Source organism: Actinokineospora iranica (genome assembly GCF_900101685.1).
GTDB lineage: Bacteria > Actinomycetota > Actinomycetes > Mycobacteriales > Pseudonocardiaceae > Actinokineospora > Actinokineospora iranica.
In genome coordinates this window covers 566,983-586,501 of record NZ_FMZZ01000001.1, presented here as the reverse complement: position 1 = coordinate 586,501, position 19,519 = coordinate 566,983, and the positions used below count along the sequence as shown (strand labels likewise).

The window sequence follows — 19,519 nt, the reverse complement described above, 5'->3', positions numbered from 1 at the left end:
TTCACCTGCCGCGCTCAGCGGTGCGCCGCAGAGCGCGGTGGGTGAGTTCCTCGACAATGCGCCGCCAAGCCGGTGACGCCTCGGAGATCCGGGAAACGGCACGGCGCGCGGGTCCAGCGCGCGCAGCAGAATCCACGCGTCGCGTTCGAGCAGCACCCGGCGCTCGCTGATGCCGAGGCCGCGCATCCGGTCCAGGATGGCGACCACTTCGGGCGGCAGGAAAGCCGTTCGCCGCCCGCCAAATCGGCGATCCGGCGGCGGTATTCGGTGAGCTGGCCGATCCTGCGCCGCAGTTCGGCGTCGATGTCGGCGATGGCGGAGGCGAACTCGGTGGGCTGGGCGTGCAGCAGCGCGTCGATCCTGGCCAGCGGAACACCGGCGTCGGCGAGGGTCTTGATCCGGATGAGGTCCACCGCGGCCCGCGCGGGGTAGCGGCGGTAGCCGGAGGCGTCGCGCTCGGGCTCGGGCAGCAGGCCGACCTGGTGGTAGTGGCGGACGGCGCGCACGGTCACGCCCGCGGTCGCCGCGAGTTGACTGATCGTGAGCACCGTCCGCCTCTGGTCATGGGAAAGCCTGGCCGCCCCCGAGTCTAGGGATTGGCCACCCAGGTCAAGACGTCGCGGACCGCCTGGACAACGGCGTCGGGGCGGTCGAAGCAGAGCCGGTGGTGGAGAGTGTCGGAGAGAACGCGCTGCTCTCCGCGCGAGACCGCGTTCACCATGGCCGCGTCCATTCTCGTCCGGCCGTCCCGCATCTCCCGCGACGTCAGGGCCTCTTGGCCGGGGGCGACGCCCACCACGGTGAGAGCGACCAGCGGGACGTCCGGAATATCCGGCCCCGCCCGCAGTTCGGCGGCGAGGTCGGCCACCATCCCGCGCTCGGCGATCCCAGCGCGGATCCAGTCGTCACCGTCATGGGCGTCGATCAGGGGTTGCCGCACGTGCTCCGGATAGTCGGCGAGCAGTTCGCGGCGCATCTCGTGCAGGGCCGGGCGCATCTGCTGCAACCGCGCCACATCAGGCGACATCCGCTCGACCGCGTCAAGCCGCAGCGCGGGCGGCACGAACTCGTCCCAGTCGCGGTGGAGGCCGTCCAGCCAGACCAGCCCCGCCACATCCTCCGGATACAACTGCGCGAACCGGTGCGCGTAGCAGGCGCCGAGCGAATGCGGCGCGAGAACGTAGGGGGCGGCGATGTCCTGCGCCCGCAACACCTCGCGCAGTTCCGTGGCGACCGCGGCCGCAGTGCGCGGCGGCCGGAGGGGATCGCTGTAGCCCGTGCCACCGCGGTCGTACACCACCGCGGTGGTGAACTCCGAAACCCGTTGCTGCACACCGAAATAGTCCAGGCCGACCGCACCGGCCCCCGGCAGAAACACCACGGCAGGCCCGCCGCTGCCCACCTTGTGCGCGAAAACACGGCGGCCGCCGATCTCCTGAAACCCGCCGACCGGCGGCGTGAGCCGAGTCGGGGAAGCACTGTTGTCCATCACCCGCCCAGGTTCCACCCCTGACGCAGGGTCAGGGTCAACCAGCACAGCCCCCGGGTCTGGCATCCGACCACGGCGACACGCAGGCCCTGACCGGCGTCGACTCACCCACCACGACTGCCTCTACGAGAAAGCCTGTCGCCCCCCCGGTTCATCGCCGAGGGCAGCACCTGGTCGTATGTGCGGCTCAACCTCGCCGGTGCGCGGGAAACCACGGTGATGGCCGACGACTGCTTCGTCGACGTCGCCCGGGCCAACTTCCGGCGGACGCCAGGCGGCGTGATCCTCGGCACCGTCGGCCGAGGCCAGGGCTTCCACACCTACGACCAGCTCGATGACTGGTACCGGGGCGACCTGTGGGGCGGCGAGCGGGGGGTGTGGATGCACTGGTCCGTGCTCGGCCCGCCCTGCGGCGACTGACACACGGTCTCGCTGATCTGACTGGTTCGACGGCGGGCACGGCCGAGTGATCGACGGGCCCTCCGGCATCGGGGGGTGGAGGGACCCGTTTCTCGACCCACGTCGAAATACTCGCGCACCCGCACGGAAATCATAAGCCAGTCGATTCACCTGAATTGACCCGCGCTGCCGAGTGTCGGCGCGACGCCAATTGTGAGCGATGCTCGATTTCCTCTCGTGGACCCATGGTGGTCAAGTTCACCCGGTTGTCGGTGACGGCTACTGCGTTCGCGTGCCAAGGTGATCTGCTGCCCACCCGAGGCCTGGTGGGCGAGATCCATCGGTTTGGCCTGGGGGAGGGGCGGAAACGGTGCCGCACAGAACGCAGCCCGCTCGCGTGTCGGTCGGTGATTTGTCGGAAAAGCTGGCCAGGATCGCCGAGGACTGTGATTGGACGGCGCTTGAAGCCCTGTGCGACCAGCACATCCTCGCGGTGGAGGGCGAACTCGCCAATCGGCTGCTTTTCGTGCTCAGCCAGGTTCCGGACGAGGAGTTGCGCGCCCGCCCGCGCCTGATGTTCTCGTGGATCGGCGCCTACCACGCGATAAAACAGCCGCACGTCAGCGAACTCAGGCCATATCTGCGCCACTACACCGAGTTGGGCGCCCGCCTGGCGGCGACCATGGACATCGCGGGCGAGACGTCGGCGGCGACACTCGTCACGGTCGGCACCGCGGCGATGATCGGGCTGCGGATGCGCGGGGCGAGCGCCGAGGCCGAGGAACTGGGCGAGCGCCTGACGGCCCGCGCGGCCCGGCTCGGCGCGCTACCCGGCGCGGACGCGGAACCGCGCCCTGGATGGCTTGCCATGCAGCGCGGTCTGACGCGTTCGCTGATGGACGACTTCCCCGGCGCGGTGGAGCTGTACCGCCAGGCGTACGAGCGCGCGACGGCCGAGCCGGAAACAGCGGCCACCGCCCTCAACGCCGCCGCGAACCTCGCCATGATCTTCGGGCATCTCGGGCACGGCGACCTCGCCCGCCAGTGGCTGGACCGGATGCGCGGCTTCGAGTCGCCCTCGGAGCGGGTCCGGTTCCTGCTCACCGTGGGCGGGACGATCGCGCGGGGCTGGGACGCGCTGGACCGCTACGACGAGGCGAGCCTCGCGGACTGCCTGGCGACCACCGGGGACGGCACCAGGCAGCTGGAGGTCTGGCCGTTCGTGGCGGCGTTGTCGTTCGCGCACGGGCTGTGCTTCGGCGACACGGCGCTGTCGCTGGCCCAGTTGGGCACGCTCCCGCTCAGTCACGCGCCCGAACTTGTCGGGCAGGGCACCGCTTTCCGGGTGATCCGACGCGCCCACGTCGACCTGCTGATCGCCACCGGCCAGGCCACCCGGGCGCTGCGGCTGATCAAGGAGACCGACCCGAAGGGGTCCTGGCTCACCCTGCCCGCCGCCCGGCTCCGCCTGCTCAACGGCGAATACGAGGCGGTCCGCGCGATGGCGGCGCGCACGTCCTGGCACGAGACCACATCGCGCCGCGACGCCCGGCCGATGCTGCTGCTCAAGGCGGTCGCCGCGCTGCGGATGGGCGACGATGCGGAGGCCCGCAAGTCGCTCGTGCTGGTCCGCCGCGTGCGCCCGCCGGACGAGGTGCTCTCGCTCGCCGCGCTGCCGCCCGCCGACCGCGACGAGGTGATCCGGCTGGGCGAGCTTCCCCTGACCGACGCGGCGGCGCGGCGCCTGGCGCGGGCCCGGCCGGTGTTCCCCGACCGCGTCGAGCTCGTGGAGCTGACCAACCGGGAGCAGGTGGTCCTCGCCGAACTGGACGCGGGGCTGACCATCGGGGAGGTCGCGCGCAAACTCGTCGTGTCCGTCAACACCGTGCGCACACAGGTGAAAAGCGCCTACCGCAAGCTCAACGCGTCCAGCCGCGAGGGCGCTCTGATGCGGGCGTACGAACTTGGCGTGCTCTAACGGAAAAGTGTGGCGCCGAGGGGGCGCTGGTCGTCGAACCCCGGGAGTATCAGGAAACTGGCGCTGGCGGTGGTGGTGGTGAACGGCAGCAGCGCGTCGCCGTTGTCCATGCGGGTGAGGGTGCTGGTGAACGTCCGGATGTCGTTCTGGAAGCTGATGAAGAGCAGGCCGGGCGCGGGTTCGTCGATGCTGTAGGAGCGGCGCAGCATGAGGCCGACGCCGACCGTGGTGGGATGCGCCCGGCGGAGGTGGGCGTCCGCCGGGATGAGGTAGCGCCCGTCCGGCGTCTTGGCGCCGAGGTCGGGATCGGCGGCGATGGCGCCGCCGGAGAGGGGAGCGCCGGTGTCCCGGCGTCGGCCGAAAACCGCTTCCTGGGCGGCTACCGGCAAAGCGGCGAACCGCGGCAGGTCGAGTTCCATGCGGCGGAGCACGGCGATGGCGCCGCCCGCGACCGGGGCGGGCCCGGCCAGCCACAGGTCTCGTTGCCGCTGCTCGGTTGTGTGCGGGCCCACGATGCCGTCGATGAAGCCGAACACGTTCCGCGGCGCGGTGATGCCCTGGTCCACCGGAACGGTCGAGCCGCGGCGCGCGGACTGCCGCCAGCGTTCGCGTGCCCGGTCGCCTGCCTGGCCGAGCAGCGCGGCGGCGGCGATCGGGAGGACGACCGGGTCGCAGGCGCAGACCTGCACCAGCAGGTCGCCGCCGCGGGCGTGCGGAGCGATCCGCTCGCGGGAGAACTCCGGGAGATCCGTTGCGCCGGGCAGGGAAGGGTCCGCCATGCGCACCAGTCGGGGACCGATCCCGATCGTCACGGTGAGATCAGCTGGCGGCAAGCCCAGCAGCCGGGCGTCGGTCCCGGCGGTGAGCGTGCGGATGGCCGCGCCGAGTTCGGCCAACAGCGGGCCGACAGCCACGCCGTCGGCGAGGTCCGCCACCACGGCCAGCAGGTTGGGCTGGGCTTCCTGGGGGAGAATGATTCCCGCCTGATGCGGCCCGGTCGGCGGCACCGGCGCGATGGTCGCGGGGGCTTCGCCCCCCGGCTGGGCGGAACCCGGTTCGCACCCGGCGGTGAGGCCCGCGGCCAGCACGGCGGCGCCCGCACCGAGAAACGCGCGGCGGGACGGGTGGTCTTCGGCTCGGCGCACGGGTGGAGAGTGCCAGATTCGGTCTGCCGCAGGCGAATCCGGCGGCCATGCCAGACTGGGCCCATGCGTCGTTTCGGTCTTGCCATGATCGTGGCCTTGCAGGCGTTGGTAGTGGCCGGTTGCGGCGCGGACGACGCCGGATCGGGCAACGGCACTCGACCGGCGGGCGCGAACGTGACGATCCGGGTGCCCGCCGACGCCCCGACGATCTCCGCCGCGGTGTCCCTCGCCCAGCCCGGCGACCTCGTCCTGGTCGCGCCGGGCGAGTACCACGAGTCGGTCAAGGTCGACAAGGCTCAGATCACCCTGCGCGGCGAGTCCCGGGAGACGGTCGTCATCGACGGGCGGCTGCGGCAGCCCAACGGCGTCGTCGTCACCGCGCCCGGGGTGGCCGTGGAGAACCTGACCGTGCGGAACAACACGCAGAACGGCGTTCTGGTGACCGGTTCGGCGAAGGCGGCGACCGGAACCCCGGGGCAAGGCGGCTACGACACCGGCGACGAGCCGGTCACCTTCCTGCGGTCGTTCCTGGTCTCGCATGTGACGGCGACCCGCAACGGGCTGTATGGCATCTACGCGTTCTCCGCCCAGGACGGTGTCATCGAGCACTCGTACGCGTCCGGTTCGGCCGACTCGGGAATCTATGTCGGGCAGTGCAAGCCGTGTCGCATCGTGGTTCGGGACAACATCGCCGAACTCAACGCGGTCGGCTACGAGGGCACCAACGCCAGCGGGGACATGTACGTGGTCGGCAACCGCTTCGTCGGCAACCGGGTCGGGCTCACCACCAACTCCGACCACCAGGAGAAACTGCTTCCGCAGCAAGGCTCCCACGTCGTCGGCAACCTGATCGCGGCCAACCAGCAGGCATCGACCCCGGAACAGGCCGACGGCGGGTGGGGGATCGGCGTCGGCATCGACGGCGGCAGCGACAACCAGGTCGTCCGCAACCGGATCGACGGCAACGCCAACGCCGGTCTGGTGGTCACCGCGACCGCCGACATCCCGCCGAACGGCAACCAGATCGTGGACAACACCTTCACCGCCAACGGCGTCGACGTCGGCTGGACGTTCCCCACCGCCACCCAGGGAAGGGGAAACTGCCTGCGCGGCAACGATCTCGCGACGACGGCGCCCGCCCAACTCGCGACGACCGCGGCCTGCCCGGCCGCCGACCAGTCGCCATCGGGCACGTGGGCGAGCCCGAAGCCGCCGCGCGGCATCCCGTTCACCGAAGTCGCCGCGCCCGCCGCACAGCCCGGATTCCCGAATACCACCACCGGCGCCACCGCTGTTCCGGCCGTTCCCGCCCTGCCGGACCCCGCGAAGATCCCGCTGCCGTCGGCGTCGCTGCTGGCCGGTGGCGCGCTGGTGCGGGCTACCGCGTCGGGGTGACCCCGGGCGCCTGCTGGACCGGAACGTAGTCGTGGGTGTCGAAATCGATGACCACCGGTTCCGGCTCGGAGGCCACGTCGGCCTGAACCCGGTGCATGGCGCCGTCCGAGTCGACCCAGTAGCGGACGTTTCCCGCCGTGTCGGGCCTGGCGCTGGCGCCCGGCCCGGCCATGACGTCCACTTGGCGGCCGCGCACCTCGTCCTGGCCGATCCAGGCGGCGCCGTTCTGCGGCAGGAGTTCGGCGTTGTCCGGGCGGTCGCTGCCGAGACTGAGCGCGATGAGCAGGGAACTGTCCAGCGAACTGCCGGTGGTGCGCAGCGGACGGCGATGCCAGTCGGATTCGGGCGGTGTCGCGGGCAGTTCCGCTGGGGCGTCCGCCATCGGATGGACGAACACGGTGGTGGTGTTCCACTGGATCAGCCCGTCGCTGGACGTGTCGCGCCCAGTGCCGCGCACCAGCGCGTAGCCGAGTTTGGCCCGGTAGTCGACGGACCCGGTGATGACCAGTCCGCCAGAGGTGGTCGGCACGGTGATCGTCACCGCGCGGCCGCCCGCCTCGTGGTTGCGGAACCGCGCGATCGCCAGCCGGTTCACCTCGTCCGAGGTCAGCGCGCGCGGACCCGTGGGCCCGGCAAAGGGATCGATGACCAGGAGCGCGGTCACCGCGACCGCCGCGGCGGCGACCATGCCGATGACGACCGTCGCCCATCGCGGCCGCGACCATCGTGGAAGGCGTTGCCGCGCTTGCGTTCTCCGCACGCGGCGGAACGCTAACAGGGGCACGGATTCACCCCATGATTCACCCGGCCTTCCGGCCCAACCGGCGACGCCATTCTGGTTGTCTGTGACGGTTCACCACGACTTTCACAAGGGGACTGCGATGAGCCGGACAACCCGGACGCGGATGGGTCGACTGGCTTGGGTGGGTTTGGCCGGTCTGTTGCTGGCGGGCAGCGGCATGAGCGGGGCGACCGCGGGGACGGCCGCGGCGGCGGAGGCCGACGGCACGCTGACGGTCCAGGTGCTGCGGGACTTCTTCGGCACCGGCGTGATCAACACGACGATGGACGTGCCGCAGCAGGGAATGCGCGTCGATGTCTCCGATCCGGAAGGCAGACAGGTCACCGGAACCACGGATGCCACCGGAAAAGTCGTGGTGCCGCCGTCCACCGAGCTGACCGGCGGTCACTACCGCGTCGATGTCACTGTCCCAGCGCCCTACCGCGATTATCTGCGAGCGGCGCCCGCTTCGACGGCGGCCAACCACTTCGACAGCTTCACCACCTTCGTGGACGTGTCGGCGGGCAAGGACGACTCGGTGATCACCGGGGTCTGGAACCCCGCCCACTACGCGCTGCCGGATTCCCGATACTTCGTGCCGGTCCAGAACGGCGCGGGCGGGACGGACACCCGGGCTCTGGTGGCGTTCGGCGTGAACACCCGCGGCACGTGTCCCAACGATGTCGCCTGCCCGACCACGCTCGCCACCCAGGCGCAGGTGGGCACGACGTTCGGGCTGGCCTATGACAAGGACCAGCGCAGGCTGTTCCAGAGCGCGTTCGCCCGGCGGCACGCGTTGTACGGCCCGGAGGGCGGGGACGCGATCTACACCGTGCCGGTCGACGGCGGCGGCGCGCCCACCCTGTTCGCGAAGGTGCCGGGCGCGGCGGTCACGGCCCACGACACCACCAACATGATCAAAGACGCCGGGTTCACCAGCGCGCCCGGCAAGGAAAGCATCGGCGGCCTGGCCCTGTCGGAGGACGGCGCCACGCTGTACGCGCTGAACCTGCTGACCCGAACCCTGGTCAGCTTCGACGCCACCGGCGCCACCGCGTCGGAGCCCGCCGCCACGGTGCCGGTCCCGGACCCGGGCTGCGCCGCGCCCACCGACTGGCGGCCGTTCTCGGTCACCGCGCACGACGGCGCCCTGTACGTCGGTGGCGTGTGCAGCGCGGAAAGCACGCAGAACCGCGCGGACCTGAAAGCCGTCGTCTACACCTACGACGGCACGCAGTTCACCACAGTGCTGACCCAGACGCTGACCAATCTGCGCGGCGAAGTCCTCGCGGGCCGCACCAGCGACCAGACCCACCACTGGAACCCGTGGAACACCGACCTGGCGACCTGGGACAAACACGACACGGGCGGCGGCGCGGTGATCGATCCGCAGCCGCAGGTGGCCAGCCTGGCCTTCACCCGGGACGGGTCGATGATCCTCGGCTTCCGCGACCGGCTGATGGACGTAGTGGGCTGGGGCGGGCTGGACCCGCGGGCGGGTGACAACTCCACCGAGAACGGCTTCTCCGGTGGAGACATCACCATGGCCTGCGTCAATCCCGCGGGCGGATACTCCTGGGAGGGCACCGGAAACTGCCCCGACCACGACGAACTCAACGACGGCAGGCAAAACAGCGGCGTGGTCGAGTACTTCCCGGGCGACTACTTCTCCCAGCAGGGCCCCGCCGGGCTCGCCGCGCACCAGGAAGCCGCGCAGGGGTCGGTCGCCTACATTCCGCAGCAGCAGTGGGTCGTCAGCACGCAGATGGACCCGACCATCCACGTCGCGGCCGGTGGGGCGGGCTTCTACCACGTCGCCACCGGTGAGGGGCCGGGCAACAACCCGTCGGCCAACGCCTACGAGTTCGTCGGCCCGAACCAGAACGGCTTCGGCAAGGCCGGTGGGCTCGGCGCGATCGCGTACCAGGCGGCGAACGCGCCCATCCAGATCGGCAACCTGGTGTGGTTCGACGGCGACCGCAACGGCGTCCAGGACCCGGCCGACGTGCGGCTGCCCGGGGCGACGATCTCCCTGTTGGACTCCACCGGGAAGCAGGTCGCCACGACCAAGACCGACGCGGCGGGCGAGTACTACTTCGGCGGTGTCGGCGCGGCGTACGAACTCACGCCCGGCGCGAAATACACGTTGCGGTTCAACGTCTGCACCGCGGACACCAGCAAGGTCGCGGGCCAGCCGCCCGCTTCCGATCTCCGGTTCACGCTCTCGCTGACCGGCGGCGACCGGGTGCACGACTCGAATGTGGTCCCCCCGACCACCGGTGAACTGTGCGACGGGCAAGCACCCGTCACGGCCCCGGCCAACCCCGGAGAAGTCGACCACACGATCGACGCGGGTGTGCACATCCCAGCGCCGCCGACCACCACGCCGCCGCCCACGACCTCCGTGCCACCGACGACGACACCGCCGACGACCGCCGTCCCGACCACCCCGGCCCCGGCGGCCAAACCCCCGGGTTCGCTGGCCACCACCGGTGTTTCCGGCCTGCCGTGGGTGACCCTCCTCGGTGTCCTGGTCCTCACCGCGGGCGCGGCACTCGCCTTCGTGAGCAGGCAACGCCGAGCCAAGCAGGACTGAGCCACCCTCTGCCCGCCCGCGATTCCCAGCCTCGCGGGCGGGCAGACCCATGTCCCAGGCTGAACACATCCGCGTGGGGCTATTCGTCTGATTCCGCTGCCATCCGGCGGATGACGAGAGCGGCGCCGATGCGCTGCAGGTGCGCGGGATCCGCCGGGTCCAGGGCGGTCAGCGCGGTGGCCTTGCGCACCCGGTAGTCGACGGTGTTCGGGTGCACGTGGAGCCGGAGGGCCGTCTGCCGCCGATTGAGCCCGAGCCGCAGGTATGTCTCCAGGGTCACCAGCAGATCCGGGTGTTCGTCCAGTGGCGCGAGCAGGGCGCGCAGCGCGCCGCTCGCCGCGGTCGGCCTGGTCAACTGGTACTCCAGGAGAACGTCCGCCATCCGGTAGAAACCGGGGCCCCGGCCGAACACGCTCGCCAGTTCCAGGATCTCGCCGCCTTGGCGGACGGCTTCGGCGACGCCCGCGGGTTCGGCGAGGACCCCGGCCGCGGTCACCTCGACGCCGATGGCGCGGCTGAGCCGGGCGACGATCCGGGCGGCCGCGGGCCAGTCGTCGCCCGCGAGCAGCGCGGTCCCGCCGGTCGCGTCGAGGAGTGCGAGCACCGGCTCTCCGACCGCGTCCGCCAGCTCCTGGTCCGCCCGGTAGACCTTGCGCTGCGCGGCCATCGTGGCGTCCACGCCGGGCTCCGTCTCGTCATCGTGCGCGGCGAAAGCCAAGCGCAGCACCAGGTAGCGCGGCGCGAGCCGGAAACCGGCGCGGCGCGCGGGCTCCTCCAGGGGGTCGCCGCGCACCAGCGCGGACATCAAGGTGTGCCTGCGCTGCTGTTCGCCGCTGTCCATCCGGCGGCGCTCTTCGAGGTAGGCGGCCGCGGCGGCGGTGCTCGCGCCGTGCACGTAGCCCAGCACGAGTTCGGTGAACGCCAGCACGTGGTCGAGGTCGTCCGGCCGCGCGCCCGCCACCACCGCGCGCCACGCTTCGAGCATCCCCATGCTGTACGCGCCCATGACACCGTCCAGCGCCACGCCCTCTCCCGCGCGCCGGGCGGCGGACTCGGTGATGGGCCCGGACAGCTCCGCGGGCGACGGAGAGGCCCTGTCCCGCACGGATTCGGCGAATATCCGCAGGTTCTCCTCGGTGACCGCGGTGATGGTCTCGAACAGCTCCGCGCTCGAAAGCCGTTGGTAGGCGCCGATTTCCCGGCTGAACCGCTCCACCAGCCTGCGCGCCATCCGGCGCCGCTCGGCGAACAGCCACTGGTAGACCACCCGGCCGCCGATCGTGAGTGCCCCTTTGTCATCGATCACAACACTCGTCTACCACCATTGGCACGGCGACCAATATTCCGGGGGCCGGGCGCGGGTGGAGGATCAGCCGGACAGAGCGGTCAAGCAGGTCGTCCAAGGGGGACAAACCATGTCAATCAGGAACAAACGGCTGCTGCGGACACTGATCGCCGCGGCGATCACAGTGGCCTCGGTCACCTCGGTCGCGGTCGTGTCGCTGGGGAGCCAGGCGTCCGCGGCGGGCGGGCGGGACGAGCGGGCGACGTTCGTCGACGGGTGGGGGCAGCGCCTCGACTACGAGGTCCACCTTCCGCCGTCCCACCGCCCGGGCACGTCGCTGCCGGTGGTCGTCGCCCTCCACGGGTGCGGCATGACCGGGTACGAGGACAACTCGATGAAGGCCATGACCCGGTTCAACGACCTCGCCGACGCTCGCGGGTTCATCGTCGTCTACCCGACGCAGAACCGGTTCTGGAACGCCAAGGGCTGTTGGAACGGACTGGTCCCGGGCAACCAGAAACGCGGCAGCGGCGAACCGTCGCTGCTGGCGGGCGTGACCCAGGCCGTCGTCGCGAACTATGGCGCCGACGCCAAGCGGGTCTACGCCGTCGGCGCGTCCGCGGGCGCCGCGATGACCGTGGTCCTCGGGGTCACGTACCCGGACGTCTACGCCGCCATCGGCAGCCTCGCGGGCGGCGAGTACGCGGCCGACCGCGTCCTGCTGGCCGGGGTGGACAACGTGAGCCCGGTCGACACCGCCAAACTCGCCTACGCCCAAATGGGCCCGCGGGCCCGGCAGGTGCCCACCTTCGTCATGCACGGCACCGAGGACACCACCGTCAAACCGATCTTCGGCGACCGCCTGGTCACCCACTGGGCGGCCATTGACGACCTGGCGAACGACGGGCGGCTTGACGGCGACGTCGACGACGTCCCCGACTCCGTGCAGCGCGTGGCGAACCCCGGCGAGCACCCCTACGTCAAGACGGTCTACACCGACGCAACCACCCAGGACCGGCTGATCGAGAAGTACGTGGTCGAGGGACTGGCGCACAAGTGGCCCGGCGGCGGCGAAGGCGACTACGTCGACCAGGTCGGCCCCAACCTGAGCACCCTGGTGTGGGACTTCTTCAGCGGCCGCTCGCTGCCGTAGCTTCAGCCTTCGGCACTGGTCGACGTGTTCGGGGCGGACGACTTGGCGGCCGGACCAGGTCCCGATCCGCTCGACCGTGAGGCTCCCCCGGGGGAAGGGAACCGCGCCCCCGGCATCCAGCCACCGCTGGGTGCCGGGGGCGCGTGCGTGGTGCGAGACGACAAAACACCGGCCGGTCAAGCCACGCGAACCCTTCTTCGGGGCTGGAGCCCGCCGTTCGGAACGGCCGCGTACTACCTGAAATGGGCGGCGCATTCGCCCACGTCCCGATGTGATCCTTCGAGTCCACCCGTTCATGTGATTACCGGTCAGTACGCCGCTCTCGTCGCGAATGGTTCGGCAATGTCGGGTATTGACGGGTGTCAACGTGAGGGGGTCCCATGTTTGTCGTTCGATTCCACACGAACGAGTTCGTTCCGGATGATGTGGTCGCTTTGCGCAGCGCGGTCGACGGGTGGACCGTCGATGTGCCGGGGGTGTACCAGGACGGCGCGTGGACCTTCCGGCTTGACGAGGCGCGGTATGGGCCGGTGCTGGAGTTCAAGTTCGTGCTGGACGGCGCCACCTGGATGGACGGGCCGAATCTGGTCGTGCGGCCGGTCGCCGACGGGGCGGTGGAGTTCGGCGACGGGCAGGTGAGGTTCGTGCCGTTTCCCGCGGTGGTGACGGAGAACGGTGAGGTGCAGCAGCGGTTTTTCCGGCCGAATCATGACGGGCAGCGGGTGTACGACGTGATCGTGGTGGGGTCCGGCGTCGGCGGCGGGCTGCTCGCAGATCAGCTTGCCGACGCGGGAGCGGACGTGTTGGTGCTGGAGGCCGGGTCCTTGTTGTTCCCGACCCATGTGGCGAACCTGCCGCGGCGGCTGCGGGTGGGGAAGTTCGACAAGAGTGTGTGGGGGTTGTTTCCGGATTTCAGTATCAAGAACTACGACAACGTCGACGGCTCGGACTTCCAGGGCGCCCAGGCGTTCAACCTCGGCGGCCGGTCGCTGTTCTGGGGTGGGCTGATTCCGCGGATGGGCGCCTGGGAGTTGGCGGGCTGGCCGACCGCGGTCCGCGATTACCTGCTGGCCACCGGGTACCGCCTGGCTGAGGACGCGCTCAACCGCAACGGCCCGATCGGCTCGGCCTACCAGGAGAGCACCAGGCAGGCGCTGGCCCGCCTGCTGCCGGACTTCGACCACCTGGACGCCCCGGTCGCGGTGCAGTACCAGGGCTACACGCCGCTGTCGATTCCCGCCGGGATGTTCTCCACCGCGGACCTGCTGTGTGAGGACCGGCTGGTCGAGGACCCCGGGCAGCGGATTCCGACGATCAACCTCAACCACGCCGTGCACCGTGTGCTCACCGAAGGCGACCGGGCGGTCGGCGTCAGCGCCTACGACCTGCTGGCGCGCCAACAGCGGGAATACCGCGCGAACACCGTCGTGCTCAGTGCCGGAACCATCGAGTCGGCCAAGATCGCGCTGCTGTCCCAACTGGACGACCCGGCGGGCATGATCGGCCGAGGCATCACCGACCATCCCATCTGGTTCACCCACTTCTCGTTGCCCGCGGGCTCCCCGCACGCGGCCACCGACGCGTCGGCGAAGCTGTGGTCGCGGCACCGGGACACCAGCGTCGAGCAGCACCCGTACAACGTGGTCGTCGAACTCGGCGCGGATTTCAACCAGGGCCGCTACGTCGACCCGGACAACCTCGCCCGCCACCGGCAGCAGAAAGGCGACTCGACTCTCGGCGAGATCGTGTTCCTGTTCAACGCGCCACTCGTGGAGACCAACCGCCTGCGAGTCGTCGGGCCCCCGTCCGCGCCGGTGCGGGTCGACGTTCAACCGTGTCCCCTGGCCGCGGAACTGCTTGACGAGGTGCGAGCGATCGCGGCCACCGTGCTGAAGGGGATCGGCGCCGAACCGATCATGGGCGAGACCCTGGACCTGACCCAAGCCAAGCTTGGTGGTGTGGCCCACGAGGTCGGCACCCTGCGGATGGGCGAGAACGGCGACGGGGTGGTCGACGCCGACCTCAAGTTCCTCGGCTACGACAACCTCTACGCCTGCGACAACTCGGTGCTGCCGAGTTCCCCCGCCGCCAACCCCACGCTCACCCTGGCGGCGCTGAGCCTGCGACTCGCCCGCCACCTCTCGCGAGCGCGAGACTAGCAATTTCTGTGTTGGATGCGCTGGCAGACGGCACGTATGCTGTCGTATATGGAGTCGTCAACCTCCGTGTAGGCATATGCGTTCGCGTCACTGATCGGGCATTCGCCGTGACAGAAACTGTTTGCCCGCAGGTAATCGGAGTTGGCCTTCTCTCGTATGGTCGAGGTCAGCTGTTTCCGCAGATCGACGGGCAGGCTGTCGGAAATCACTATGACCGCGCCGGGAATGAGATCGGATTTCCACACGATGTCGACCTGGCCGGGTTGCAGCTGACCCCGTTCGATCATTTGCCTGTCGACCATCGTGTCGTAGGCGAAGCCCGCATCGCACTGATCGGCCACGACCGCGTTCACCACTGCTTCGTGGTCCACCTTGAAGATCGGCACGGTGTCTTCGAGCGGCCTGATGCCGATCTCGAGCAGTGCGGCGCTCGGGTACACATAGCCGGAGGTGGAATCGTCGTCGACGAAGCAGATCCGCCGCCCCCGGAAATCCGCGAGGTTTCTGATCCGCGAGCCGGTGCGGACAATGCCGTATGCGCGATACCCGGGTTTGCCTCCCTTCTCCGTTGTCTGCGCGGCGACCGGGATGATCGCTGGATTCTGCTGTTTGGCGCGCACGTAGGAAAACGGTGAGAGAGCGCCGATGTCGATGGTTCCCGCGCTCATCGCGTTGATCACCGCGTCGTAGTCGGTGCCCACCTGGGCGCGGATCGTCCTGCCGGTCTCCTTGCTCAGCATTTTGAGGACCGCTTGCGAGGGCACGAGCGGGACGTCCGCGAAACCACTCGGGGTCTCCGAGAAGATCAGCGGCTCCGGATAGGTGACCGGCGTTTCGTCCTCGGGGCCGCCTACGCACCCGGACACGGCGACAGTCAGCGCGATCAGGACTACGGTGCGGCGCGCGGGCCATTTCATGATCGATCGCTCCCCGGTCAGCAGGTCTCCCGATAAGGCAGTTCAGAAATATGGCGGGCCCACTCTTCGGGAGTCAGTCCTCCGTCGGCGATGGAACAGGCGTGCTCGGCCGCGTTGCCGAGGAGCGTGAGGTCCCACAGAATGGCTTTGTTGTCGGCGCCGCCGGTCGCCAGAATGTTCCCGTCCGATGAAAAGGCGAGCGACTTCACCGACATCCCGTGGCCTGCCAGCGGCTGCCCGAGCCGATAGGATCTGCCCGGATCCTGGATATCCCAGAGGATGACCGTGCCATCACCGCTACCGGCCGCCACCGTGTTCCCGTCCTCGGAAAGGGCCAGCGAGCTGATCGGCCTGCGATGTCCGGACAGGGGCTGCCCGAGGCGCCGCGGCTGGCTGGTGTCCCGGACATCCCAGAGCACCACCACGCCGTCGGCGCCACCGGTGGCGAGGATGTCCCCGCTCTTGGCGAACACCGCTGACGACACCAGGCCACTGTGGGCGACGAGCGGTTTCCCGAGTTGACGCGGCTGCCGAGGGTTGGTGATATCCCAGAGAATCACATCGTTGTCGGGGCCCGCGGTGGCGTCGATGTGCCCGGCTGGGGAGGTGGCAAGGGACATCAGCTGGCCGCGCACCTCCAGCGGTGCCTCGCCGACCGACTGCGGTTGGCGTGGATCGGTGATGTCCCAGTGGATCTCCTTGTCACTCGGACTGCTGGTGGTCAGGATGTTTCCGTTGAATCGGACCGATGTCACCGGGTTGTCGTGGCCGGTGAGTGGTTGCCCGAGTTGCCGGGGCCGGTTGGTGAGATCCCAGAGGATGGCGGTGCCGTCGTCGCTGCCGGTGATTACGGTGTTCCCGTCCGGGGCGAATGCCACCGAGGACACGCGGCTGTCATGGCCCATCAGGGGCTGCCCGATCCGCTCTGGCGCCGTCGGGTCGGTGACATCCCAGAGAATCGCTGTTCGGTCATGGCTACCGGTGATCAATCTGTCGCCGCTTTCGGCGAACGCCACCGACGACACCAGATCGTTGTGCCCGCTCAGCCGATCCCCGAGCCGGGTGGCCGCCGCCGGGTCGGTGACGTCCCACAATGCCGTCACGCCAATCGAACTGCCGATGGCGACAGTACGGCCGCTGGGCGCGAATGCCACCGACGTCACGGTGCCGGTGTCGTCGTTCAAGGGCTGCCCGAGCTGGACGGGATGGTCCCGCCGGGTGATGTCCCAGAGGATGGCGGTGCCGTCGTCGCTGCCGGTGACCACGGTGTTCCCGCTCGGAGCGAACACCACAGAAGACACCCTGCTGTGGTGCCCGTGGAGAGGTTCGCCGATCCGCCGAGGCACATCGAATGGATCGGTGACGTCCCACATCGTCGCGGTTCCGCTGGAACTGCCGACGGCCAGCACTTTCCCGTCAGGGGAAAACGCCACCGAGGTCACCGCGTCCTCAGTGGCATCGTCCCGAGCTTGGCCGAGACGGTTCGCCCGTTCCGGGTCCGTGACGTCCCATATCGTCACGGTGCCACTGGAACTGCCGATGGCCAGCACGCTCCCGTCACTGGAGAACGCCACCGAGGTCACCGCGTTCTGCGTGCGGTCGTCCAAGGGCTGGCCAAGCCGACGCGGATAGTGCGGATCGGTGACGCTCCAGAGGATCGTCGCGCCGTTGTTGCTTCCGGTGGCGACGATGTTCCCGCGTGGCGCGAACGCCACCGCGAGCGCGCCACCTTCGTCGCTTCCCGAGATAGCGCCCGCGTAGCGGGTGGTGAGCAGGGTCGTGACCAGGCTCGCGTTGGTCTCGGCGCTGGGATAGAGGTGTTGAGCGGCAACACCCAACCGCAACGCCAGTTGCGGTGAGCGGTCCCGGACCCCTTCAGCGAGTACCACAAGCCCGCGTGCGCTGGCACTGTCGCGCTGGTCTGTGGCGATGACGTACTGCCTGACGGCGAAGACGCTGGCGGCCACCGCCACCACCGAGAGAACGCCCAGTGAGGCGACACCGAGCCGACGGCGGAACCTTTCCCGTGCCCGTTTGGCCCTGCTCTGCCGCACGAACTCCTTTTCCGTCTGGTCGAACGCGACTTCCGAGCTGTGTTCCTGCTCCCAGGAGTTGACCTCGGCGAGTCTGCCGGGCGGATACAAGAGGTCGGGGTCTCGCTTGCCTTCCGCCCATCTCTGTGTGGCCGCGGTGAGCCGCTGGCGGATGAGCAGACCGGCGCGATCGGCGTCGGTCCACTGGCGAAGTAGCGGCCACTCCCGCAACAGTGCTTCATGGGTGATTTCGGCGTTGCTCTTGTCTGTTGTGATCAGGCGGGCCTGCTCCAACGCGGCCAGAACCGTTTTCGCGGCAGCCGAATCGCCGGACTCGTCGATCAACCTGTCCACCGCGACGCGCCGACGGGCAGGCGGTTCGGCGTCCTCGCCGATTTTCACCAGGCTGAGCAGGATTCCCCGGGCCACCCGCTGCTCGGCCGGGCTGAGGTTTTGGTATGTGGTGTCGGCGGTGGTGCGAATCGCGCCGCTGATGCCGCCGGCTTCCTCGTAGCCGGCGATTGTGAGTATGCCGTCGCGGCGTTGTTCCCAGGTGGCGTGCAACGCGTGGGAAAGCAGCGGCAGCTTCGCCGGGTTGTACACGGCTTCGTCAGCTCTGGCTTCTTTGTCGTCGAACTCGCCGACAATGCGGTCGACCAGGCCGGGTTCGAGGGCAAGACCCACGGCATGGCCGGGTTTCTCGATGACATCGCGGAGTTCGGCGGTGGTCATCGCCCCGAGCATGACCTGGCCGAACCGCAGGGCATCCACCAGCTCCGGGTATCTCGCGCAGTTGCCGAGCAGGTCCGCGCGCAGGCCCACCACCACCAACGCGGGCGCAGGGCGCTCGTCGCTGCTCGTCGACGCCGCGCAGAGGGCGTTGATGAACGTCTGACGGCGGCGTTCCTCCGCGCACAGCGTGAAGGTCTCCTCGAACTGGTCGACCACGATCAGCACTCTGGCCAGATCGCCGGGCGGCGTGTCGACCTCCCCGTTCTCACCGGCCAGGTCCGTGTGCAGCATGTCGGCCAGGGATGCGGGGTCGGACCTCAGGCGTTCGAGCACGCTGTCGGGTTCGTCCCCGATCCGGCCCGCGACCAGGTCGGCCAGCTTCTGGTCGGGCTGCGCGGTGGGGGTGAGCAGCAGGCGGGGCCAGCCGCGGGACCCTGGAACCGGAAACTTCCCCCGCCGGAACGCGGGCAGCAAACCCGCGCGCAGCAGCGAGGACTTTCCCGCTCCGGAGGGACCGGCCACGACGAGCGGCCCGATTCCGTCCATGCGCTCGACGAGACGGTGGAGCAATTCCCGTGTCGCTCTTTCCCGGCCGAAGAACCACTGTGCTTGGTCTTCCCGGAACGACGCGAGGCCGGGATAAGGGCAGTCCCCGCCGATAGCCTTCGCTGGCGGCGCCGCCATGGGCTGGTCGGCGCCCTGATGCGCCGGGTTCACGGCCAGCACGAGGTCCTCGGCGCCCTCACGGGCTTCGTAGCGGGGCTTCGGCAGTCCCTTCGCGGGAAGTACCCGTCGCAGATAGCGGGACACGTCGCGGAGGGTCAGTTCCCTCGGTTCCAGTGGCGCGCCGTTGCTGAGCAGGTTGATCAGTTCACCAGTGAAGGCCGTGTACGCCGCGCCCGGCGGGGCCAGCGCGATTTCGTCACGGCCCGCGGACGTGAGCACATACGTGCCGCTGATGTGGGCCATCGCGGTGACGTCCGCCATCGGGTCCCCCAGCGCGCCAACAGCCCTGCCGGAGAAGCAGCAGTCCAGGATCACCACGGAGGCGCGGGCGCGACTCTCCAGCACGCAGTTGCGGACCTGCGAATAGGGCAACGCGGTGATGCCGAGCCTGCTCGGGCGGCGGTCGGTGATCCGGGTGGCCAGATGCAGTTCCCCGCTGAGGCTGACCAAGCCGTGCCCCACGTAGTAGACGAGCAGCAGGTCTTCGGCCTGTTCGGCCTGTTCGGCCAGCGCGCTTCCCATCTCGGCAGGCGTCGCCTCGTCTATCACCATCCGCAGGTTCTGCTCGTCGAGACCACAGCACTCCACCAGCACCCGCCCGAGTTGGCGCACCGTCGTCTTGACGGCGTCGACGTTCGGGAGGTCCGTGTCCTGATCGTGGGTGCCCGTGCCCATGAGCACCACCCGGGTGCCCTGGGTGCTCAACGCGGTCACCCGTCCCCCTCGACGCT

At 69.6% G+C, this 19,519-nt stretch carries 13 protein-coding genes; 6 read left to right on the top strand and 7 right to left on the bottom strand.

The window, feature by feature from the left end; all coding sequences use genetic code 11:
* Positions 1 to 14: 14 nt before the first annotated feature.
* Together BLS56_RS02685 and BLS56_RS02680 are read right to left on the bottom strand one after the other, a co-directional pair.
* Positions 15 to 548: a MerR family transcriptional regulator gene (locus tag BLS56_RS02685; RefSeq protein ID WP_228771296.1), complete on the bottom strand. Its 534-nt coding sequence runs from the start codon at positions 546 to 548 to the stop codon at positions 15 to 17.
* Between the two features lie 41 nt (positions 549 to 589).
* Positions 590 to 1,489 carry an alpha/beta fold hydrolase gene (locus BLS56_RS02680; RefSeq protein ID WP_091447831.1) on the bottom strand — a complete coding sequence of 300 codons (900 nt, stop codon included), beginning with the start codon at positions 1,487 to 1,489 and terminating at the stop codon, positions 590 to 592.
* Between the two features lie 180 nt (positions 1,490 to 1,669).
* Between BLS56_RS02680 and BLS56_RS02675 the strand changes: the two genes are divergently transcribed.
* Both BLS56_RS02675 and BLS56_RS02670 read left to right on the top strand, forming a co-directional pair.
* Positions 1,670 to 1,909, top strand: a complete 240-nt coding sequence (locus BLS56_RS02675) for a hypothetical protein (RefSeq protein ID WP_091447828.1) — start codon at positions 1,670 to 1,672, stop codon at positions 1,907 to 1,909.
* 376 nt (positions 1,910 to 2,285) lie between these two features.
* Positions 2,286 to 3,866: a helix-turn-helix transcriptional regulator gene (locus tag BLS56_RS02670; RefSeq protein WP_091447825.1), complete on the top strand. Its 1,581-nt coding sequence runs from the start codon at positions 2,286 to 2,288 to the stop codon at positions 3,864 to 3,866.
* Here BLS56_RS02670 and BLS56_RS02665 read toward each other — a convergent pair.
* Entirely contained in the window at positions 3,863 to 5,011 is a 1,149-nt protein-coding gene (locus tag BLS56_RS02665) for a Dyp-type peroxidase (protein WP_091447823.1), read from the bottom strand. The genes BLS56_RS02670 and BLS56_RS02665 overlap by 4 nt on opposite strands.
* 63 nt (positions 5,012 to 5,074) lie before the next feature.
* Between BLS56_RS02665 and BLS56_RS02660 the strand changes: the two genes are divergently transcribed.
* Positions 5,075 to 6,406: a right-handed parallel beta-helix repeat-containing protein gene (locus tag BLS56_RS02660; RefSeq protein ID WP_091447820.1), complete on the top strand. Its 1,332-nt coding sequence runs from the start codon at positions 5,075 to 5,077 to the stop codon at positions 6,404 to 6,406.
* Here the strand turns inward: BLS56_RS02660 and BLS56_RS02655 are convergent.
* Positions 6,390 to 7,166: a hypothetical protein gene (locus tag BLS56_RS02655; protein ID WP_228771295.1), complete on the bottom strand. Its 777-nt coding sequence runs from the start codon at positions 7,164 to 7,166 to the stop codon at positions 6,390 to 6,392. The two genes, BLS56_RS02660 and BLS56_RS02655, sit on opposite strands and share 17 nt — an antisense overlap.
* 163 nt (positions 7,167 to 7,329) lie before the next feature.
* Here BLS56_RS02655 and BLS56_RS02650 point away from each other — a divergent pair, with 163 nt between their 5' ends.
* Complete coding sequence (locus BLS56_RS02650; protein ID WP_228771294.1) at positions 7,330 to 9,783, top strand: SdrD B-like domain-containing protein; 2,454 nt, start codon at positions 7,330 to 7,332, stop codon at positions 9,781 to 9,783.
* A 79-nt stretch (positions 9,784 to 9,862) separates the two neighbouring features.
* On the opposite strand, the gene BLS56_RS02645 is transcribed toward BLS56_RS02650, so the two are convergent.
* Entirely contained in the window at positions 9,863 to 11,089 is a 1,227-nt protein-coding gene (locus BLS56_RS02645) for a PucR family transcriptional regulator (protein ID WP_091447815.1), read from the bottom strand.
* A gap of 109 nt (positions 11,090 to 11,198) precedes the next feature.
* On the opposite strand from BLS56_RS02645, the gene BLS56_RS02640 reads away from it, so the two are divergent.
* Positions 11,199 to 12,221 (top strand): extracellular catalytic domain type 1 short-chain-length polyhydroxyalkanoate depolymerase, encoded by a 1,023-nt coding sequence (locus BLS56_RS02640; RefSeq protein WP_091447813.1) that lies wholly within the window; start codon positions 11,199 to 11,201, stop codon positions 12,219 to 12,221.
* A 380-nt stretch (positions 12,222 to 12,601) separates the two neighbouring features.
* Positions 12,602 to 14,380, top strand: coding sequence for a GMC oxidoreductase (locus BLS56_RS30340; RefSeq protein ID WP_139190469.1), 1,779 nt, complete (start codon positions 12,602 to 12,604; stop codon positions 14,378 to 14,380).
* Here BLS56_RS30340 and BLS56_RS02630 read toward each other — a convergent pair.
* On the bottom strand, positions 14,377 to 15,297 hold the full coding sequence (locus BLS56_RS02630) for a phosphate/phosphite/phosphonate ABC transporter substrate-binding protein (protein WP_091447811.1): 921 nt from the start codon (positions 15,295 to 15,297) through the stop codon (positions 14,377 to 14,379). The two genes, BLS56_RS30340 and BLS56_RS02630, sit on opposite strands and share 4 nt — an antisense overlap.
* 17 nt (positions 15,298 to 15,314) lie before the next feature.
* Positions 15,315 to 19,463: a caspase, EACC1-associated type gene (locus BLS56_RS02625; protein WP_139190468.1), complete on the bottom strand. Its 4,149-nt coding sequence runs from the start codon at positions 19,461 to 19,463 to the stop codon at positions 15,315 to 15,317.
* Positions 19,464 to 19,519 lie beyond the last annotated feature (56 nt).

Excerpts from the sequence above, each read along its gene's own strand:
- BLS56_RS02680 (WP_091447831.1), bottom strand. The coding sequence starts at position 1,489 with ATGGACAACAGTGCTTCCCCGACTCGGCTCACGCCGCCGGTCGGCGGG.
- BLS56_RS02660 (WP_091447820.1), top strand. The coding sequence starts at position 5,075 with ATGCGTCGTTTCGGTCTTGCCATGATCGTGGCCTTGCAGGCGTTGGTA.
- BLS56_RS02640 (WP_091447813.1), top strand. The coding sequence starts at position 11,199 with ATGTCAATCAGGAACAAACGGCTGCTGCGGACACTGATCGCCGCGGCG.
- BLS56_RS30340 (WP_139190469.1), top strand. The coding sequence starts at position 12,602 with ATGTTTGTCGTTCGATTCCACACGAACGAGTTCGTTCCGGATGATGTG.
- BLS56_RS02630 (WP_091447811.1), bottom strand. The coding sequence starts at position 15,297 with ATGAAATGGCCCGCGCGCCGCACCGTAGTCCTGATCGCGCTGACTGTC.
- BLS56_RS02625 (WP_139190468.1), bottom strand. The coding sequence starts at position 19,463 with ATGGGCACGGGCACCCACGATCAGGACACGGACCTCCCGAACGTCGAC.